This is a genomic window from Senegalia massiliensis, from assembly GCF_009911265.1.
In the GTDB taxonomy this organism is placed as follows: Bacteria; Bacillota; Clostridia; order Tissierellales; family SIT17; genus Anaeromonas; species Anaeromonas massiliensis_A.
Window position 1 is genome coordinate 197,140 of sequence record NZ_QXXA01000006.1, and the last position, 20,518, is coordinate 217,657.

At 27.6% G+C, this 20,518-nt stretch carries 18 protein-coding genes and 4 tRNA genes; 3 read left to right on the forward strand and 19 right to left on the reverse strand.

From position 1 onward, the window contains the following. Positions 1–6: 6 nt before the first annotated feature. The 12 genes from D3Z33_RS06765 to yycF all read right to left on the reverse strand — a co-directional run bounded on the left by D3Z33_RS06765 (position 7) and on the right by yycF (position 12,976). Complete coding sequence (locus tag D3Z33_RS06765; protein WP_160197012.1) at positions 7–1,182, reverse strand: M20 metallopeptidase family protein; 1,176 nt, start codon at positions 1,180–1,182, stop codon at positions 7–9. Beyond that, positions 1,175–2,107 carry a S66 peptidase family protein gene (locus tag D3Z33_RS06770; RefSeq protein WP_160197013.1) on the reverse strand — a complete coding sequence of 311 codons (933 nt, stop codon included), beginning with the start codon at positions 2,105–2,107 and terminating at the stop codon, positions 1,175–1,177. The genes D3Z33_RS06765 and D3Z33_RS06770 overlap by 8 nt, the downstream gene beginning before the upstream one ends. 59 nt (positions 2,108–2,166) lie before the next feature. Then, on the reverse strand, positions 2,167–2,700 hold the full coding sequence (locus tag D3Z33_RS06775; RefSeq protein WP_160197014.1) for a spore maturation protein: 534 nt from the start codon (positions 2,698–2,700) through the stop codon (positions 2,167–2,169). A gap of 14 nt (positions 2,701–2,714) precedes the next feature. Further along, on the reverse strand, positions 2,715–3,341 hold the full coding sequence (locus D3Z33_RS06780) for a nucleoside recognition domain-containing protein (protein WP_160197015.1): 627 nt from the start codon (positions 3,339–3,341) through the stop codon (positions 2,715–2,717). A gap of 14 nt (positions 3,342–3,355) precedes the next feature. Next, the gene (gene lysA, locus D3Z33_RS06785) at positions 3,356–4,663 is read right to left on the reverse strand and encodes a diaminopimelate decarboxylase (protein WP_160197016.1); all 1,308 of its coding nucleotides are present in this window, start codon (positions 4,661–4,663) and stop codon (positions 3,356–3,358) included. Positions 4,664–4,806: 143 nt separating this feature from the next. Then, the gene (locus D3Z33_RS06790; protein WP_160197017.1) at positions 4,807–6,066 is read right to left on the reverse strand and encodes a UDP-N-acetylglucosamine 1-carboxyvinyltransferase; all 1,260 of its coding nucleotides are present in this window, start codon (positions 6,064–6,066) and stop codon (positions 4,807–4,809) included. Between the two features lie 155 nt (positions 6,067–6,221). Further along, positions 6,222–7,439 (reverse strand): peptidase T, encoded by a 1,218-nt coding sequence (gene pepT, locus D3Z33_RS06795; protein ID WP_160197018.1) that lies wholly within the window; start codon positions 7,437–7,439, stop codon positions 6,222–6,224. Between the two features lie 116 nt (positions 7,440–7,555). Further along, positions 7,556–8,410, reverse strand: coding sequence for a two-component system regulatory protein YycI (gene yycI, locus D3Z33_RS06800; RefSeq protein WP_160197019.1), 855 nt, complete (start codon positions 8,408–8,410; stop codon positions 7,556–7,558). A gap of 27 nt (positions 8,411–8,437) precedes the next feature. After that, positions 8,438–9,898 carry a hypothetical protein gene (locus D3Z33_RS06805; protein ID WP_160197020.1) on the reverse strand — a complete coding sequence of 487 codons (1,461 nt, stop codon included), beginning with the start codon at positions 9,896–9,898 and terminating at the stop codon, positions 8,438–8,440. Between the two features lie 10 nt (positions 9,899–9,908). Beyond that, entirely contained in the window at positions 9,909–10,394 is a 486-nt protein-coding gene (locus D3Z33_RS06810) for a hypothetical protein (protein ID WP_160197021.1), read from the reverse strand. An 84-nt stretch (positions 10,395–10,478) separates the two neighbouring features. Next, entirely contained in the window at positions 10,479–12,275 is a 1,797-nt protein-coding gene (locus D3Z33_RS06815; RefSeq protein ID WP_160197022.1) for a sensor histidine kinase, read from the reverse strand. Positions 12,276–12,283: 8 nt separating this feature from the next. Next, complete coding sequence (gene yycF / locus D3Z33_RS06820) at positions 12,284–12,976, reverse strand: response regulator YycF (RefSeq protein WP_160197023.1); 693 nt, start codon at positions 12,974–12,976, stop codon at positions 12,284–12,286. 123 nt (positions 12,977–13,099) lie between these two features. Between yycF and D3Z33_RS06825 the strand changes: the two genes are divergently transcribed. Further along, positions 13,100–14,386 (forward strand): S8 family peptidase, encoded by a 1,287-nt coding sequence (locus tag D3Z33_RS06825; protein WP_243153442.1) that lies wholly within the window; start codon positions 13,100–13,102, stop codon positions 14,384–14,386. A 46-nt stretch (positions 14,387–14,432) separates the two neighbouring features. Here D3Z33_RS06825 and D3Z33_RS06830 read toward each other — a convergent pair whose 3' ends face one another. Next, complete coding sequence (locus tag D3Z33_RS06830; protein WP_160197024.1) at positions 14,433–15,464, reverse strand: peptidoglycan DD-metalloendopeptidase family protein; 1,032 nt, start codon at positions 15,462–15,464, stop codon at positions 14,433–14,435. A 184-nt stretch (positions 15,465–15,648) separates the two neighbouring features. Between D3Z33_RS06830 and D3Z33_RS06835 the strand changes: the two genes are divergently transcribed. Both D3Z33_RS06835 and D3Z33_RS06840 read left to right on the forward strand, forming a co-directional pair. Further along, positions 15,649–16,725: a DnaD domain protein gene (locus D3Z33_RS06835; RefSeq protein WP_160197025.1), complete on the forward strand. Its 1,077-nt coding sequence runs from the start codon at positions 15,649–15,651 to the stop codon at positions 16,723–16,725. Between the two features lie 16 nt (positions 16,726–16,741). Beyond that, the gene (locus tag D3Z33_RS06840; protein ID WP_160197026.1) at positions 16,742–17,722 is read left to right on the forward strand and encodes an ATP-binding protein; all 981 of its coding nucleotides are present in this window, start codon (positions 16,742–16,744) and stop codon (positions 17,720–17,722) included. Between the two features lie 125 nt (positions 17,723–17,847). On the opposite strand, the gene D3Z33_RS06845 is transcribed toward D3Z33_RS06840, so the two are convergent. The 6 genes from D3Z33_RS06845 to D3Z33_RS06870 all read right to left on the reverse strand — a co-directional run bounded on the left by D3Z33_RS06845 (position 17,848) and on the right by D3Z33_RS06870 (position 20,477). After that, positions 17,848–17,924 (reverse strand) — tRNA-Asp (locus D3Z33_RS06845). An 11-nt stretch (positions 17,925–17,935) separates the two neighbouring features. After that, positions 17,936–18,011, reverse strand: a tRNA-Val gene (locus D3Z33_RS06850). Between the two features lie 17 nt (positions 18,012–18,028). Beyond that, a tRNA-Glu gene (locus D3Z33_RS06855) sits at positions 18,029–18,103 on the reverse strand. 7 nt (positions 18,104–18,110) lie between these two features. Next, positions 18,111–18,186, reverse strand: a tRNA-Lys gene (locus D3Z33_RS06860). Between the two features lie 321 nt (positions 18,187–18,507). Further along, complete coding sequence (locus tag D3Z33_RS06865; RefSeq protein WP_160197027.1) at positions 18,508–19,197, reverse strand: GNAT family N-acetyltransferase; 690 nt, start codon at positions 19,195–19,197, stop codon at positions 18,508–18,510. A 62-nt stretch (positions 19,198–19,259) separates the two neighbouring features. After that, positions 19,260–20,477: an FprA family A-type flavoprotein gene (locus D3Z33_RS06870; RefSeq protein ID WP_201750454.1), complete on the reverse strand. Its 1,218-nt coding sequence runs from the start codon at positions 20,475–20,477 to the stop codon at positions 19,260–19,262. Positions 20,478–20,518 lie beyond the last annotated feature (41 nt).

Here is a 20,518-nt window from a genome sequence, read left to right on the forward strand (position 1 = left end):
ATATTTTTATTTTAAAAATTTTATTACATTTAAAACTTGTATAGCCACTCCTATTGGTAAAGAGTTTTCATCTATATTAAATCTATCACTATGTCCATCATATATTATATCTTTTTTCTCATTTCTACATCCTAGTCTGAAAAATGCACCATCTGTATCTTTTAAAAAATATGAAAAATCTTCAACTCCAAGACTAGGACTATCTATTGTTATAACATTTTTTTCTCCTAATAACTGATTTACACTCTCTCTTACTAAGTTTACCATGTTATCACTATTTATTAAAGACATATATCCTTCTTCCCTTATAAATTTTCCTTTTCCTCCCATTGTTTTTGGAATATTTTCTACTATATCTTTTATATTGGTAAGAGCTACATCTCTAGTTTTAGGCGATAATGTCCTAAGTGTACCTTTCATATTGACTGAATTTGAGATGATATTATGAGCTGTTCCTCCATTTATTTGTCCTATGGATATTACTGCTGAATCAATAGGGCTTACTTTTCTACTTACTATAGTTTGAAGTGCATTTATAACTTGAGATGCTATTACAATACTGTCTACTCCACTATGAGGATAAGCACCATGTGTACTTTCACCAAAAATTTGTATGTTTAATGTATCAGATGATGCATTCATTTTTCCATATTTTATACCTATTTTCCCAACAGGTATTTCTGGAGCCATATGAAGCCCAAATACTGCATCTACTTTTGGATTCTCCATTATCCCTTCTTTTATCATTCGTTCTGCGCCACCTATAGTTTCTTCTGCTGGTTGAAATATAAGTTTTATATTTCCCTTTATTTCCTCTTTCATTTCTACTAATATCTTTGCTACACCAAGTAATATTGTCATATGAGCATCATGTCCACATGCATGCATTTTTCCATCTATTTTAGATTTATATTCTACATTATTTCTTTCAAATATAGGTAAAGCATCCATATCTGCTCTAAGGGCTATGGTTTTCCCTTTATGATTACCTCTTATAATACCTACTACTCCAGTATCTGCAACTTCATTTTTATATTCAATATTTAACTCTTCTAATATATTACATATTTTATTCATTGTTCTATATTCTTCTATGCCAAGTTCTGGATACATATGAAAATCCCTTCGTACACTTATTAACCAATCCTTTATATCTTGGGATTTCTTTATTATATTATTCATGACTTATTACCTGTTCTATTATTTTTAGTTTTAAATTATTGGCATCTATCTCTATTTTTGCTCCAAGTGGCAATGTAATATTTGGAGTGCAATGTCCTGATTTTATATTATATACTATAGGAATATCTAAAGGACTTAACATCTCCTCAAACACTTCCATAAGACTCTGATCTCCTTCATCTTCTTTTATACAATTATTAAAGTCTCCTAAAATTACACCTTTAAGACCATCTAATTTCCCTGCAAGTTTTATTTGTCTTAGCATTCTATCAACTTTAAATGTATATTCTCCAATGTCTTCAATAAATAATATTTTATCTTCCGTATATATTTCATAGGGAGTTCCTATTGTACCAGTTAGAAGTGCCAAATTACCTCCAGTGAGTATTCCAGATGATTTGCCTTTGGATAACATTTTTATTTTCTCATCCTTTGGATTAATTATTTCCATCTCATCTTTACCAGTTATAAGTATCTCTTCTAAGGACTTAAATGAAAAATCATCTAATCCATCTTTCATATCACTTACTGTCATAGGACCATGGAATGTTATTAAATTAGAGTTATTATTTATAGCTATGTGCAGAGCTGTTATATCACTATATCCCATAAATATCTTTGGATTTTGTTTTATCATTTCATAATCTATTTTTTCTAAAATTCTATGAACTCCGTATCCACCTCTTATGCAGAATATAGCATCTACTTCTTTATCTTTAAACATAGTATTAATTCCTCTTGCTCTATCATCATCTTCTCCTGCAAAACAATAATATTTCGAATAAATATTATTTGCCAATTTCACTTTAAATCCTAATCCCTTTAGGAAGTTTATAGATTTATTTATATCTTTCTTTAACGCATAACTTGCCGGAGCAACTAATCCTATTGTGTCACCTTTTTTTAAAGCTTTTGGTTTTATCATATTTACACCTTCCTTATTAAGATTTTATACAATAAAAAAGGACCGAAGTCCTATTTCATTTAAAACATTAAATTTGTTACCAATACTGCTGTTATTATTCCTACTGCATCTGCTATTAAACCTGCTGGTAACGCATGTCTGGTTTTTCTTATAGAAACTGCACCAAAGTATACTGCAAGCACATAAAATGTAGTCTCAGTGGAACCCATCATAATAGAAGCCATTCTACCTATAATAGAATCTGGCCCATGTGCCTCAAATAAACTATTCATTACTCCTGAAGCTCCTCCTCCGGATAGTGGTCTCATAAGTGCCATGGGTAATATATCTCCTGGCATTCCTATAAGTTTAGTTACTGGGCTTAATGCTTTTGTGAATAACTCCATTGCTCCTGATGCTCTAAATATCCCTATTGCTACAAGCATTGCTACTAAGTAAGGTATTATTTTAATTGCAGTAGAAAAACCTTCTTTTGCCCCTTCAGTAAACGATTCATATACTTTTACTTTTCTAAAAAAGCCATAGGTTGGTATAAAAAGTAAAATAAATGGTATTGCATATATAGAAATTGTCTCTATTACTTTAACAAACATATGTATTCCCCCAATTATTTAGTTTTCACTATATTCTTCTTTTTCATTGGATTTGTAGATGAAAATACAGGTAATTTTGATAGTGTCTTAACTGCTATTATGGCAGCTATAGTTGATGCAAGTGTGGCAATTATAACTGGACCTATTATTTCAGTTGGATTAGCAGACCCTGCTGCTGCTCTATATGCTATTACTGTTGCTGGAATAAGTGTCACACTTGAAGTATTTATGGCTAAAAATGTACACATTGCATTAGAAGCTGTATCTTTGTCTTCATTAATTTTATTTAATTCAGTCATAGCTTTAAGTCCTAGAGGTGTTGCAGCATTTCCAAGCCCCAATACATTTGCTGCCATATTCATTATCATAGCACCCATTGCAGGATGGTCATCTGGTACTTCTGGGAATAATCTTATCATTATAGGGCGAAGTGCCTTTCCTAAAAGTTGTACAAGTCCTGCCTCTTCTGCTATTTTCATGATACCAAGCCAAAGTGCCATAACTCCAACAAGCCCTATTGCTAGTTCTACTGCAAGTTCTGCATTATCAATTGCAGCTTGGGTTACAGCTTCTATATTTCCAGTGACTGTAGCTACTATAATTCCTATTATTATAAATAAAAACCAAATAATATTTATCAAAGTTTACACTCTCCTTATTTCAAGTTTTTAAATTCTTTTGGCAATCTTTCTCCCCTTAATAAATCTTCATAGCTTTGTCTTTCTACTATTATTTCAGATTCTCCATCTTTTACTAATACAACTGCTGGTCTAATATTTTTATTATAATTACTTGCCATTGAAAAGTTATATGCTCCAGTACTATAAACAGCTAATATATCTCCTGGAGTAATTTTTGGTACATCTAAATCCTCTATAAGTATATCCCCTGATTCACAACATTTGCCTGAAATAGTAACTTTATATTTTTTTTCTTGATCTATTTTATTTGCTATCTCACCAAAGTACTTTGCTCCATATAATGAAGGTCTTGGATTATCAGTCATTCCACCATCTATAGCTGCATATGTTCTAATTCCTGAGATTTCTTTTATATTCCCTATTGTATATAAAGTAGTGCCAGCATGCGCTACTATCCACCTTCCAGGTTCAATGCTTACTTTTGGAATAATTAATTTATATTCATTACAATTTTTATATACTCTTTCCATTATAGATTCTATAAAATATTCTAATGGTTTTTCTATTTCTTTTTTCTGATATGAAACCCCATATCCACCTCCAGTGTTTAATTCTTCAGTTGTAAAATTAATATCGTCTTTTAAAAATTTTATTAATTCAAACACTATATCTATTGCTTTTAAATATGTTATATTATCAAATAATTGTGATCCTAAATGAAAATGAAATCCTTTTAAATTAATATTATTAGAATCTAAAGCTACTTTTACTGCTTCTAATATTGTATCTATTTCAAGTGGGATACCAAATTTAGAATCTTTTCTTCCAGTATCAATATGTTTATGAGTAATACTTGTAACTCCCGGAGTTAATCTAAATAATATATTTGTTTTTTTATGAAGTTCACTTGATATTTCTTCTATCAATTTTAATTCATATATATTATCAACAATTATTCTGCTTATGTTATTTTCTATAGCTAAGCTTAATTCCTCATAGGATTTATTATTTCCATGAAATAGTATATTCGAAGTAGGAAATTCTGCTTTTAATGCTGTATATAATTCACCTCCTGATACAACATCAAGTCCTAGCCCTTGTTTCTCTATTATTTTACACATGGCCATAGTTAAAAAAGCTTTACTTGCATAAAACGCACTCGTATTTTCAAATTTATTTGAAAAAACATCTTTTATTTTTATACATCTTTCTTCTATTTTTCTTTGAGATAGAATATATAGTGGAGTTCCATACTTTTTTGCTAAAGATATAGAATTACATCCTTCAATATATAAATACTTTTGTTTATTATCTGTTTTCATTTTATTCTCCTTATAAGTAAAATTATCTTTTATACATATTGTATTTGTTATATTATCTAGTTATTCATGTTTTAAAAATATCACTTTGATTTTTGGTAACAAAAAAACACTTGTAAATTTCCACAAGTGTTTTTTGCTTATTTTTATTCTGATACCTTTTTAATATCTGCTCCTATAGCTTTTAATTTATCTACTATATTTTCATATCCTCTCTCTACATGTCTTATATTATGAACTTCAGTTTCACCATCAGCCATAAGCCCTGCTATAACACATGCTGCTCCAGCTCTTAAATCTGTAGCTGTTATCTTAGTACTACTTAAAGGGGTAGCTCCTCTTATTATAGCTGTTCTTCCATCTACTTTTATATTAGCACCCATTCTCTTTAATTCATCTACATATTTAAATCTGCCTTCAAATATACTTTCTGTTACTATACTTGTTCCATTAGCTTTTGTAAGTAAAACAGATAGTGGTTGTTGAAGGTCTGTAGGGAAACCTGGATATGGTAATGTTTTTATATTTATACTATTTAATTTCTTGTTTCCTCTAACTCTTATTGAATCATCATATTCTGTTATCTCTACACCTAACTCCTTAAGTTTAGCAGTAATCGATTCTAAATGCTTTGGTATTACATTTTTAACAACAACATCTCCTTCTGTTGCAGCTGCTGCAACTAGATAAGTTCCTGCTTCTATCTGATCTGGAATAACACTATATGTGCAACCATGAAGTTCTTTAACTCCATTTATTCTTATAACATCTGTTCCTGCACCTCGAACATCAGCACCCATTGCATTTAAAAAGTTAGCCACATCTACAATATGTGGTTCTTTTGCTGCATTCTCTATAACAGTTTTCCCTTCAGCCATTACACCAGCAAGTATAATATTTATAGTAGCTCCTACACTAGTAACATCCATATAGATATTATCTCCAATTAATTTATCTGCCTCACAATGCATTATCCCATGTTCAATTTTAAAGCTACTACCTAAAGCTTCAAATCCCTTTATATGCAAATCTATTGGACGTGAACCAATATCACAACCTCCAGGATATGCTACTTCAGATTTTCCAAATCTACCAAGCCCTGCACCTAATAAGTAATATGATGCCCTAAGACTCTTAGCCATATCATAAGATGCTTTACACTCATTTACTGTAGATGTATCTATTTCTATACTGTTATTTTTTTCATTTAAAAATACATCTGCACCTAACTTTTTCATAATATCTGCTAATATATATACATCACTTATCATAGGTACATTTGTAATAATACATTTATCATTTGCTAACAATGTTGCAGGTATTAATCCTAAAATAGCATTTTTAAACCCGCTTATATTTACTTCGCCTTTTAATTTTTTTCCACCTTGAATTATAAATTTATCCATAGCTAAACTGACTATTGTCAGAATTTCACTCCTCTCAACTGTCTATTGCAAGCTGTTATTTATATACATGTTTATTATATACAATTTCCATGAATTTTTAAATAGTTAATTTTAAACCATAATAAAGAACAAGTCTAAATAACTCATTTTTTTAACTATGCATAGGACTTTATTGTTTCTATTATTGTTTCTACAGCCTTTTCCATATCTTCAACTGCAATAGCTTCAAATTTGCCATGAAAATTGAAACCACCTGTAAATATATTTGGAGTAGGAAGACCCATATATGAAAGTCTTGCTCCATCTGTGCCGCCTCTAATTGCTTTTATCTTAGGTTTAACCCCTACTTTTTTCATGGCTTCTACCACTGAATATACTATATCTATAACTGGTTCAATTTTTTCTTTCATATTATAATATGAATCATTTATTTGGATTTCAATAGTATCTTTTCCATACTTTTCATTTATAAAATCACAAGCTTTCTTCATAAATTCCTTTTTCTGATTAAATTTATCCATATTATGATCTCTTATAATATATCTCATAGTAGTTTTTTCTATTCCACCAATAAACTCATCTAATAAATAAAATCCTTCATAACCTTCAGTATATTCTGGCTTTTGAAATTCAGGTAAAAGTGATTGAAATTCCATTCCTATAAGTATTGAATTTTTCATCTTATGCTTTGCAGTTCCTGGATGAATATTTGTTCCATAAACATCTATTTGGGCAGATGCTGCATTAAAATTTTCATATTCTATTTCACCTAAGAAACTACCATCTATAGTATAAGCAAAATCAGCTCCAAATTTTTCTACATCAAATTTATCAGCTCCACTTCCTACTTCTTCATCTGGAGTAAATGCTATCTTTATATCACCATGTTTGATATCTTTATTATTAACAAAATACTCTACTGCCGACATTATTTCAGCGATACCTGCTTTATCATCAGCTCCTAAAAGAGTAGTTCCATCTGTAGTTATTAAAGTTTTTCCTTTATAATCTTTCAAATATGGAAAGTCGGATACTTTCATTACTATATTTTCATCTTTATTTAATACAATGTCATACCCATTATAATTTTCTACTATATTTGGTTTTATATTATTACCTTTAGCATCTGGGCTAGTATCAAGATGTGATATAAGACCAATGGTTTTTGTGTTTTCTTGATTACCTTTTAGTGTAGCCATTACATAACAATTTTCATCTACATGGGCATCCTTTAATCCCAATTCCTTCAATTCTTTAACTAATAAATTTGCTAAATCAAATTGTATACTTGTACTAGGTGTAGTATCAGACTTTTCATTTGATCTAGTATCTATTGAAATATACCTTAAAAATTTATCTTGTACTTTCTCCATGAAATCCCTCCTAAGTTTAAATAAATAATACAATCATTTTCTTTATTATATATTAATTTTAAGTATCATTACTAGTATTAACATAATTAATAAAATAAAGTCCAATTAATTGGACTTTATTCTTCATATAAATACTTTATTATACCATCAGTGAATTCTACTTTCCAGGCAGGAAATGCATCTCCTGATTTAAATTCATCAAACTCAAATACATCTGTATTGTTAGGATCAAAATAATAACAAGCAACTATATTTTTAATTGTTTTATTTCTAATACCTTCTACAGATAAAAGTTTTAAAAGGGAATCTGTTGCTGGTCTTAACTTTATATTGTTTTCCTTTTCCTTTATAGTATTTAACCACAATCTTTCAAATTTTATTACTCTTGCATTTCTAATTGTAAATTTCATATAACTTTTCTCAACCATTGTATCTTGATATTCTTTTGTATATGTCAAATTAACTATATCATTATTTTTTTCTAATTTAGTAAGTTTATAATCAGAAGTTTTAAATCCTTTATCCTCTAAAAAATTAGATGCTACTTCATGATAATCATACTTTACTGGTGCACTTCTCTCATATGACTTATATTCGTAAACTATCTTTCTATCTTTTAAGATTTTAAATCTTTCATGCTCACTTTCAAATATAATTGAATTCTTTCGTTCATCTATTTTAGCTAATTCCAATAAATTTGATGAATTAATAAATTTTCGTGCAATATCTAATTTTGAATTTATTTTATCATATGATTGATACTCAACTTCTAACATTTGTATATTAGGAGTGCTTTTAGGAATATCAGTCTTTATATCTACATTTATTTTTTTTAATCTTTCTTTTACATCTTGTTCTGTTGTTATATAATCTCGAGATCTAATGTCATTGCCTATTATTGTAGATAATAATGCTACATTTACCACAATAAAAGCAATTATCATTATTTTTTTAGCTTTTGACCAATCCATTTTAAACATCTCCTGTAATTATATAACTTATTCTAACGATTTAATATCTATTAGATTTCCACTACTTGAATCAAATATATATCTATTATCTTTTATATCAATAATCCAAGATTCAATTAAAGGCGTTTTATAATAGGAAGATGATTTATCATAATAACCTAGTGAAATATCTTTTATAGAAGCTATAATATCCTTATAAAACTTTGATTGCATATTACTTGCTAATGTATCCTGTTCATCATTGAAACTTTCTTTTATTTTAGCAATATTCTTTTCTATTACATCTTCTGGATTAATTCTCTCTTCGCCATAAGTGTTATTTTCACTTACTATAATATCTCTATAAAACCTTTTATAACTAGTTACTTTATCTCCATAAACCTCTACAACTAATGCATTCAGCAAGCTACTATCTTCTTTGTTCTTATCATTTATATATACACTTTTACCATTTATGCTGTAATTAATGATAAATCTATAACCTTTTGAATTATCTTCTGATTCAATTAACTCTATATCGGATATATAAGAATTTTGAGGCAATCTATCTCTTTTCATTATAAATTCAGCTAAAGAATTAAGACTTTCATTAATATCTCTTTTTTCTTGTTTTTTATTTAAAGTATTAGAATACTCAACTAATCCATTTGGATATATTAAAAGTCCAGTATGTTGATTATACATATATATTACTACTCCTGCATTATCAACTACCTTTCTCAAATAAGATAAGTCTTTATCAAAAAATCCTTCTGCAATTTTATCTATATTTTTATTTGATTCTGTAGAATCTTTAACCTTAATGTCATTTTCTACTATAATATCTTTTTTTTCAGTAGGAAGTCTATAAGGGATATAAATATCAGAGTTTATACCTAAACTTACATCAGAAGGCCAATAATTAACAAAGGTTTGGGAAGTCTTTATTTGCTCTAAAGCATTAGAGAATACTTTCTTGCTATATTCAACATTCTTTAATTCTATATGAATTTCATCATCACTTAATATAATATTATTTTCTTCGTCTAGACCTATATATATTTCTTTAATTGAATTTATATCTTTAAAAGTTAATATATCTACATCTACATTAAAGGAATTTAAAAATACATCCATAGGAATTTTATCTGCAAATTCAAACTTAATAGACTTTTTATTATTAGCATCCATATACTCATTTTCTTCAATTAGATTTATAGATATATCTTGTACTGAAAATGTATTTTCAAGAACATCCTTTGCTTTATTCCATAAACCATATTCATTATCAATGTTCAATATAGTATGGGTTTTTTCAGAATAGTTTATCAATATCTCCTTAGGGACAATGATTTGAGATAAGATTATCTCTTCTGATTCATCGTGTTCACTCAAACTTATTGAACTAAATAAATCAATATTAGTATTAAATAATGTCTTACTTATAAGAAATAGACTTAATGTAAAAAGAGACACTAATATTATAGTATTAAGTCTCGTTTTATTCATGGAATAACACCTACTTTCTATTTCTTCTCGCTATAGCTTTTAATATTTTCTTTGTATTTTTACTCTCTAAAACATTTAAATTCTCTATATATTTCTTAGCTATATAATCATTTGTTACATTTATAGTTTTAGTCAACGTATAATTTTGATCATTATTATTTATTTTAGTTATTATTTTATTTCTACCTATAGGAAGTTCCAATTCTACGTTAAACCTTTCTAATTCTCCAACTATTAATTCCTTAGTAAAAACCGGAGTTTTAACACATTTATTTATACTAGAACTATATCGCCTATTATATACATATATATTAATATTACTTCCCACTTTAGATTTTCCTGATAATAATATTGTATTTTCAGATGTTACACTATTATCCTCTGGCATCATTAGATTATAATTATTATTAGTTGTTCTTTCTGTTGCAAAAGAAACAGTATATATATTTATTGATATAAATATAGTCAATATAGACCATAATAACTTTTTACCCATCTTAAATCCTCCCAGTATTTAATATAACAATATTATTATACAAAACCTATATTACAATAAGATTACTTAGGATTTAAAAATAAGTTACTTTATTGGTAAAGTTATAATAACCTTTGTGCCTTTTTCGTACTCACTTTCTATATTTATTTGTCCATTATGTGATTCTACTATTCTTTTTGCTATAGAAAGACCTAAACCTGTACCTCCTAAATCACGTGATCTAGCTTTATCTACTCTATAAAATCTATCAAATATTCTATTTATATCTTCCTTAGGAATTCCTATTCCATCATCTTCTATAATTATTTCATTATTGTTATCTTTGGAATTTAAAATTATATTTATAATTCCATTTTCAGGTGTATATTTTATTGCATTACTTAATATATTAATTATCACTTGCTCTATTGCATCTTTATCTGCATATATATCCTTTAAATCTTTCTTTATATATATATTAACTTTCTGATCCTTTTCTTTCATAGTCAATTCAAGTTTCATAACAACTCTATTTATTAATTTTTCTAAAGACATATATTCCTTTTCCCATTCAACTTCTTTATTATCAAAATTAGATAATTGTAAAAGATCACTAACTATTCTACTCATTCTATCACATTCATCATTTACTACATTTAAAAACTGTATACTTAATTCTTTGTCTTCTATAGCTCCAGCTAAAATAGTCTCTGTATAACTTTTAATGGTAGTTATAGGAGTTTTCAACTCATGAGAAACATTTGCTACAAATTCTCTCCTTAAATTATCTAATTTATACTGTTCCGTCATATCTTGAAATACTATTATTATGCCACTAAACTCTGAACTTTGACTAAGATATGGTGCAAATCTTGCCATATATGTGGAATCTTTTGTTTCAATTAATTGTTTACCTTTTAAGGATTTACTTTGAATTATATTTTTTAATGTCATATATTTATTTACAGGCATAATTATTTCATCATAATTCTTATCTTCTATATCTTTTTCAGATATATTTAATATATTTTTAGCTATAGGATTTGCATGAGCAATTTTCCCCGTTATATCTACTGCTATTACCCCATCTGCCATATAATTGAATATTGCTTCCATTTTAGATTTTTCTCTAAATATCTCAGAAATAGTATTATCTAATTTTTGTGTTAAGAGATTAAACATACTTGCAAGTTGTCCTATCTCATCTCCTGATCTGACTTCAACATACTGTTTAAAATCTCCTTCTGCCATTTTTTGAGCTTTTATAGTAACATCCTTTATAGGCTCTGTTATACTACTGGCTATCATAAAACCAAGTACTACAGTTATTGCAAGAGCAAGTAGTGTAGACTCAATAAATATTGTTTTAGTGTCTGAAATAGTCTTATTTATATGTGATAAATCATATATAATATAGATTATACCTTCAACTTTATTTTCTTCTGTTATTATTGGATAAGCAAAAGATTTTAAAGACATATCTTCATTAGTTGTTAATTCTTCTTCTCCCTTGGAAGCTTCTACTATTAATTTAGGTGATATTTGAGGTATATTATATGCATTTTCACCAATTAATCTTTCCTCTTGCCCTATATTACTTGAAATTATTTCCGGAGCAACTTTAGTGTTATCTATTATATATACTCTATTATCTGTAGAATATATAGGTGCTTTAGTAAGTAATTCACTTTTCTCTTGTTCACCTAATTCATCCCAATTTGCTTCTTTTATAGTAGGAGAAAAATTTAATATACTCTGAGCTTGAGCTCTTATAGATTTATCTGCTTCATTTAATTGATTTCTTTCAAATACTGTTACTATAAATATTCCCGCTATAACCATTGCAATAAATACAAGTAAAAAATAAATAATTATAAATTTACTTTTAATACTTCTAAACATATATCATTTTACCTCCTGAAGTAATACCCTACTCCTCTCTTTGTAATTACATATTGAGGACTACTTGAGTCATCTTCAATTTTTTCTCTTAATCTTCTTATAGTTACATCTACAGTTCTTATATCGCCATAATATTCATAACCCCAAACTTCTTGAAGTAATTTTTCTCTTGAAAATACTTGTTCAGGTTTAGTTGACATAAATTTAAGTAATTCAAATTCTCTAAGCGTTAATTCTATTACTTTATCATCTTTCTTTACTTCATATTTATTTAAATCAATTTCAATGTCTCCTGATTTGATTATATTTTTAGGACCAGAGACATTTTCTATAGTCATTTCACCTCTTCTAATATTTGCTTTTACCCTTGCACTAAGTTCTCTAATACTAAAAGGTTTTGTTATATAATCATCTGCTCCCATCTCTAAACCTAATATTTTATCAACTTCTTCTTCTTTAGCAGTAAGCATTATTACAGGAGTATTTTTTTCTTGTCTTATTTCTTTTAATACCTCAAAACCATCCTTAACAGGTAACATTATATCTAAAAGTATCAAGTCTGGATCCCATTCGAATACTTTAGTAACTGCTTCTCCACCGTCATGAGCTAGTACTACTTCATAATTTTCTTTTTCTAAATTAAATTTTAAAATGTCAGCAATTGGTTTTTCATCATCTACTACTAATATTCTCTTTGCCATAATACGATCCCCCTAACAAAATTTGTTTTTATATTATTATATCATAGTCATATATATATTCTACATAAATATAATAACCATTTTTAGCATTATTGCATAAATTAACTATAGGAAGGTGATTTTATGAGACGAAAAAAAATAGAAAAAATAGATCCTTTAGTTAATGCTAAACTAAATTCAACATCAAAAGAAGAAATTCCTATAATCATAAAATATAAAAAAAATAAAAAGGAAAAAATCTCTAGTATGTATAAAAAAGTCAAATACGAACTTCCCATTGTAGGATCTGTTGCTTGTAGTATGAATTTAAAAGATATAAATGATCTAAAAGAAGATCCAGATGTAGAATTCATATCATATGATAGTAAAGTATTTGCTCAGTTAGATATTGTTAATAAGACTATTAAAACAAATGTTGCTGTAGAAAATAATATTACAGGTAAAGATATTACAATAGCAGTAATAGACACTGGTCTTGCTCCTCATATCGATTTATTTAAACCTACAAATCGTATATTAGGTTTTAAAGATTTAGTAAATAATCGTACTAAATTATATGATGATAATGGTCATGGTACACATGTAGCAGGTATAATAGCGGGAAATGGATATGCCTCTAAACAAAAATTTAAAGGTATAGCGCCATTATCTAATTTAGTTATTGTAAAAGCACTAGATAGCTCTGGTAGTGGAAATACTTCTGATATAGTTTCTGCAATTCAATGGGTAATAGATAATAAAGAAGAATATGATATAAAAATATTAAATTTATCATTAGGTGCCCCTATAAGCGATGATGGAAGTTCTTCTCCTCTTAGAGAGGCTGTAGAAGAGGCAATAAGAAATGAAATCACAGTAGTGTGTGCTGCGGGAAATAGTGGGCCTTCAAAGGGGAGTATATTATGTCCTGGAAATTCACCATCTGCTATCACAGTTGGAGCTATAGATGATAATAAGACACCTGAAATAAACGATGATTTCATAGCTAACTTTTCTAGTAGAGGTCCTACAAAAGAAGGTTTTAAAAAGCCTGATATAGTAGCTCCAGGAGTTGATATAATGAGTATTTCAAATAAAAATTCTTCTGGATATTCCTCATTAAGTGGTACCTCCATGGCTACACCTGTAATAACAGGAGCTTGTGCATTATTACATGAAAAACATGGCTATTTGAAACCAAGAACAATAAAACAAATGCTTATGAGTAGCTGTAATAATATAGGATTTTCACAAAATGAACAAGGTGCAGGTATAATAGACTTAGACAAATTATTAAATGATAATTATAATATGAATTATAATGCAGCTCATCATAATAATCATAATAAACATGATAAAAATTATAACTATTTTGATGATAAAATATTAATTATAATTTTACTTGTATTAATTTTAATATTAGATATTTAAAATATTCTAATATAGCAGGGAATATAGTTAAAAATCCCCTGCTATATTATTTTATAAAGTTATAAGGGTCTTTATTTTCACCATTAACAATAACTTCAAAATGTAAATGGGGACCTGTACTTCTACCAGTATTTCCTACATCTGCAATAATATCTCCTTTTGCAACTTTCTGCCCTTCACTCACATGTAATTTACTTGAATGAGCATACCTAGTAAAATACCCATTACCATGATCAATTAGTATCATATATCCATAAGTCCCTTTATATCCAGAAAATTTTACTATTCCATTATCTGATGCTTTTATTGGGGTACCCGTAGGAGATGCTAAGTCTATACCTAGATGAATTCTTGAACCTCTTGGACCAAATGGTGATGTAAGTCTTCCTTTTATAGGCATAATAAGCCTTCCAGTTCCTCTTGAAGATATCATTTTCTTCGTACCTTTCAAAACTATTTGTGTCCTAGGATTTTCCTTTATTTTTTCAGAAACTACTTCTTTTGATATTTCTACTCCATTTATCTTTTCTACTTTTAATATGTTTTCTTTAATTCCTTCTTTTCCTTTTTGCTCTATATCTTCTTGTCCTGAAAATAAATTATTAGATTTTTTATATTCAGTTTTGTAAGGCATTTTTTCTTTTTCAGTTATATTTTCAGTTGTAACCACTGTTATAATAGGATTTTCTTTATTATTTTGTTTCACTGTATTAGATAATAAGTCTTTATTATTTTTCAAGTTTTTTATTTTTGTTTTAACTTTTATTATCTCAACATTTTCCATAATTTTTACATTTAATAGGTCTAAATCCTTTATATAATATTTTTTTATGCTTTTTAAAAAATCTTTAGCTTCTTGTTTCGTGCTTACAGCTCCTATTATTTTTTCATCTACTTTTATTCCATAAGCTATTATTTCATCTTCTATATTATCTTGATTATTATAAGTGTGAGAAACTTTTCTATGAATAGTATTAGACTTTATTGTAACACTACTTAATAGTATTAAAATAAATGTAGTCATAAATATGATACTAAATTTTAAGCTTTTAAAATTTCTCAATAATTTCTTTAGCATTTGTTTGCCTCCTAAATTAAATTTATAATTTAATAGCCACATATATTTTTGCCCTTTAAAAAATTTAATATACAATTATATTTACCTATGTATTATTATTTAATTAAAATAAGTAAATATATGATTAATATTAGTATGCTCTATGTTATAATTATTATTAAGAAAGGTTTAGAAGGTGATTAATTTGACTTTTAAAGTACAAACTACAGATATAGATTTAGGAGACACCCCTATAGAAAATATTTTTATAAGTGATTTTATGCCAATGGCACATGGTACATATGTAAAAGTATATTTATTAGGATATAAATATGCAAAAGATAAGGACGAAAATATTAATGTTGACAACAGAACAATCGCAAAACATTTGAATATTCCTTTAGCTGATGTGCTAAATGCCTGGGATTTTTGGGAAACTAAAGGTATAGTTAAAAAAATATATTCTGAAACCCATGATGCTGAATATGGAATTGAATTTTTAAATCTTAAACAACTATATATTGACAACATTATAAGGCCACAAAATAATAATTATATTAAGCCATATAGTGCTTCACCAGATGAAATAGTCGAATCTAAAAATATACCTATTATTAATGAAATGTTTAATGAAATAAGATTAGTTATAAAAAGATATATAACTCCAAATGAATATAAACGCATTTATGAATGGATAGAAAATTATAATATGAGTCCAGAAGTTATAATACGTGCATTCCAATTTTCTCTTGAAAAAAAGAATAGAAGAAACCTTTCATTTGTAGAAGGAATTATAAGAAATTGGTATGCTGATGGAATTACAAATATTGAAAAATTAGATGAATATTTAAGCAATAGAGATGAAAAATTTTATAGATATAATAAGGTTATAAGATACCTTGGACTTAAAGGCATAGCTAGTGAACCACAAAAGAAATATATTGATAGGTGGTTTGATGAATGGAATTTTAGCATGGAATTAGTATTAAGAGCTTGTGATGAAACTACAAAAATAAGTGAAGTCAGTTTTGATTATATTGATGGCATATTAAAAAATTGGTATAAAGATAATGTAAATTCTTTAGAAGATGTAGAAAAACGAAATGAAGAATTTAAAGCTGGAAAACAAGATAAAGAGGAGCAACCTAAAAAGAAATATTCACCTCAAAAAAAGAAAGTCTATACTCAATTTCATAATTTTAAACAACGTACAACGAAATATTCTGCAGAGGAATTAGAAAAAAAAGTAAGAAAAAACTTTGAAAAGAAAATTAATGGTTAATAAAGGATGATTTAATTTGAACAAAGATATAATAAAATCAATTTTAATAGAATATGAAAAAAAACGAGACGATGCTCTTTATAAACAACAAAATAGAAAACAAGAAGTATATTCTAAAGTTCCTCAAATAAAAGATATTGATATTGAAATAAAGCAAACTAGTATTGCTCTATCTAAATGCATAATAGAAAATCCTGTAAATTATCAAGAAGTTACAAATAAACTTAAATCAAAAATCGAAAAATTAAAAAGAGAAAAAGCAATACTTCTTACAGAAAATAATATTCCTCTTGAATACTTAAATATAAACTACACTTGTAATAAATGTCAAGATACGGGTTATTTAAATAATGGCAAAAAATGTTCATGTTTCAAGCAAGAACTTATTAATAGAGCATATGGAATGAGTAATCTTGAAAATGTTTTAAAAAAAGAAAACTTTAGTAATTTTGATATAAATATTTTCAGTGATAAAAATATGGAAGAAGAAGAAAAAAGTCCTCGTGAAAATATGATGAATATATTAAATATATCTGAAGGATTTGTGATAAATTTTGAAAAGGAAAACAGAGAAAACCTTCTGTTTTATGGACAAACTGGACTTGGAAAAACATTTATGGCTAATTGCATAGCTAAATCCCTATTGGATAAAGGTTATATAGTTATATATCAAACTGCATTCAAAATAATGGATATAATAAGCAACCATAAATTTAATAGATATAATTCAAGTGGAGAGGATGAGTATAACCTCCTGTTTACTGCTGATCTTCTTATAATAGATGATCTTGGAACAGAATTTACAAATTCATTTACGAATACAGAAATATTTAATATTGTAAATACAAGACTATTAGAAGGTAAAAAAATGATAATATCTACAAATTTATCACCTAAAGAATTTGCAGATACTTATACAGATAGAACTTTTTCAAGGATATTCAGCAACTTCATTCCTCTTAAATTTTATGGTGATGATTTAAGATGGGAAACATAAAATAAATTAAAAAAAGAAAAAGACTAGAGAGGTCACAGCGCTCTCCAGCCTTTTTCTTTAATATTATATTTAGCTGAAATATCAGCATTGTATAAGCTAGCCTACTTATAGCTTAAAACTTAAGTTGGCGACCTGGAAGGGACTCGAACCCTCGACCTCCAGCGTGACAGGCTGGCATTCTAACCAACTGAACTACCAGGCCATTTTACATTATGGTGGGCACAACAGGGCTCGAACCTGTGACCCCCTGCTTGTAAGGCAGGTGCTCTCCCAACTGAGCTATGCGCCCAAAATAATAAAAAAATATGGTGACCCTACCGGGACTCGAACCCGGGTTACCGCCGTGAAAGGGCGGTGTCTTAACCGCTTGACCATAGGGCCAAAAAAATGGTGACCCATCGGCGACTCGAACGCCGGACACCCTGATTAAAAGTCAGATGCTCTACCAACTGAGCTAATGGGTCTTAATTAATTACAGTGACGCGTAAAGCCACTTCTAGTACAACTCACTACTTTTCCTAACTAAGTGATTCACACGAAATCAAAAAGAAGATTTCGGTTCTCTACTCATACCAACTGAGCTAATGGGTCTTAATTAAGAAAACGTGACCAACTCACTTTTACTATGATACATTATTATTTATAGCTTGTCAACATTATTTTTGAAGTTTTTGTAGAAAATTTTCATATACGAATTTTTTTATAAACAAATCCTATATTATTTGGTTATAAAAAAACAACTTATATTCTAAATTTTATAAGTTGTTTTAAATCTGCATACATTATTATGTGTTTTTTAAATTATTATTATCAATATATTGTGGACTAGCTTTAAATCTTTTCCACATATCCACAAAGTTATACACATTTTGAGAAATATCTTTTGTTCGTTTTTTATATTCTTTATACGCTATCTCCATTTTATAGAAACCCATATACTTAATGCCATTTCTTACTTTAAAATTGTCAGTTACTTGTTCTTTAGGCAATTCTCTATATAAATCTATATCTTGAATATCCATACAATCATAATATTCTGTTAATAACCTAAATCCACATTTTTCATAACATCTTATTGCTCTTTTATTAAATTTAGCTACTTGCAAAATCATTTTTTTCATTTTTAAATTTTGAAAATAATAATTCAAAAATATTATCAATGATTCAGTACCGTATCCATTGTTCATATAATTAGGATCTAAAACTAATCCGAGAGTAGAAATTTTTCTAAATCGTTTAATTTCTCTAATTGTTAAATATCCTATTAACTTTCCACTTGTAAGTTTTATAGAATAACTTTTTTTATTTTTGTTTTTAACTTTAAATTTATACCAATCAAATATTTGCTTATCATTCATATTAGGAAAATTATAATCTTTAAAAAGTAGACTACCGTGCCTACCCCAATTATTCATTTGATATACATCATCTAATTTTAGTTCTTCGATTTTTAACCTATTAGAGTATACACTCATATTAGCATCTCCTTAAAGTATTATAATTATATATTAATTATATAATATATTTGTAAAGAGTTCTAGTTAGAACTCTTTACTTTTCCTAATACTTTTTCCGCAAATTCTTTTCCAAATTCAAAACATTTATCATAAGTTTCTTCATAAGGAACAAATGTTGTTTTAAGGGAATCCATAGCAAGTTTTAATTTGTGGTTTTTAATATTATCTTCAATTATTCTTATAGCTTCTCCACCCCATCCATAGGATCCAAATACAGCTGCTAATTTACCTCTATTTGTTATAGGGTTCATTACTGCAAACAATTTATATATAGGAAGTAATGTATTTTGATTTATAGTTGGAGATCCTATTATAATTGCATTTGAATGTTCAATTTTTTCTTCTAATTCAAACTGATCCATATGTTCTATATCTTCTAAATTTACAGTTATATTTTCTACTGATTCTATACCTTCTTTGATTTTTTCTGCCATTTTTTTTGTATTACCATATGCTGAAACATAAGGTATAAATATTTTCTTTTCTTCTTTTTCTATAGGTTCAGATAATTCTTTTGACCAATTTACATACTTCTTCCAATTACTTCTTAATATAGGTCCATGTCCTGGAGCTAAAATATCTATATCTAAATCTTCTATTTTATCTATAGCCTTAAGCATAAAGCTACTAAATGGTTTTAATATTACATCAAAATAATATTTAAATGCATCATCAAAGTTTCCTACTTCATCATCAAACATCTTTTCATCACAATAATGACAACCAAATGAGTCACAAGTAAATAATATTTTATCTTCTTCTAAATAGGTATACATAGTGTCTGGCCAATGAAGAAAAGGTGCTGATATAAACCTAAGAGTTTTATTTCCCAAGTCTAATGTATCTCCATCTTTGACTTCCATATAATTAAATTCAAAGTTTATCATATGCTTTAAGAAGTTTATTGCTGACTTACTTGCAACTACCGTAGCATTTGGAGCTATTTTAAGCAAATCTTTGAGATTACTAGAATGATCAGGTTCTGTATGATTCATTATTATATATTCAATCTCTTCAGGGTTTACTACTCGCTTTACTTTTTCTATATAATCAGTTTTATAAGTCTCCTTTGATGTTTCAACTATCGCCTTTTTATCAGCATCTATAAAATATGAATTATAAGTTGTACCATACTTTGTTTCCATAACTACATCAAAAGTTATAAGAGTAGGGTCCAATATTCCAATCCATTTTACATCTTTATTAAGATCTAATATTTTTGTATTATCCAACTTCATTCATCCCTTCTTTGTGTAACTATTATAATACCCTATTAGTC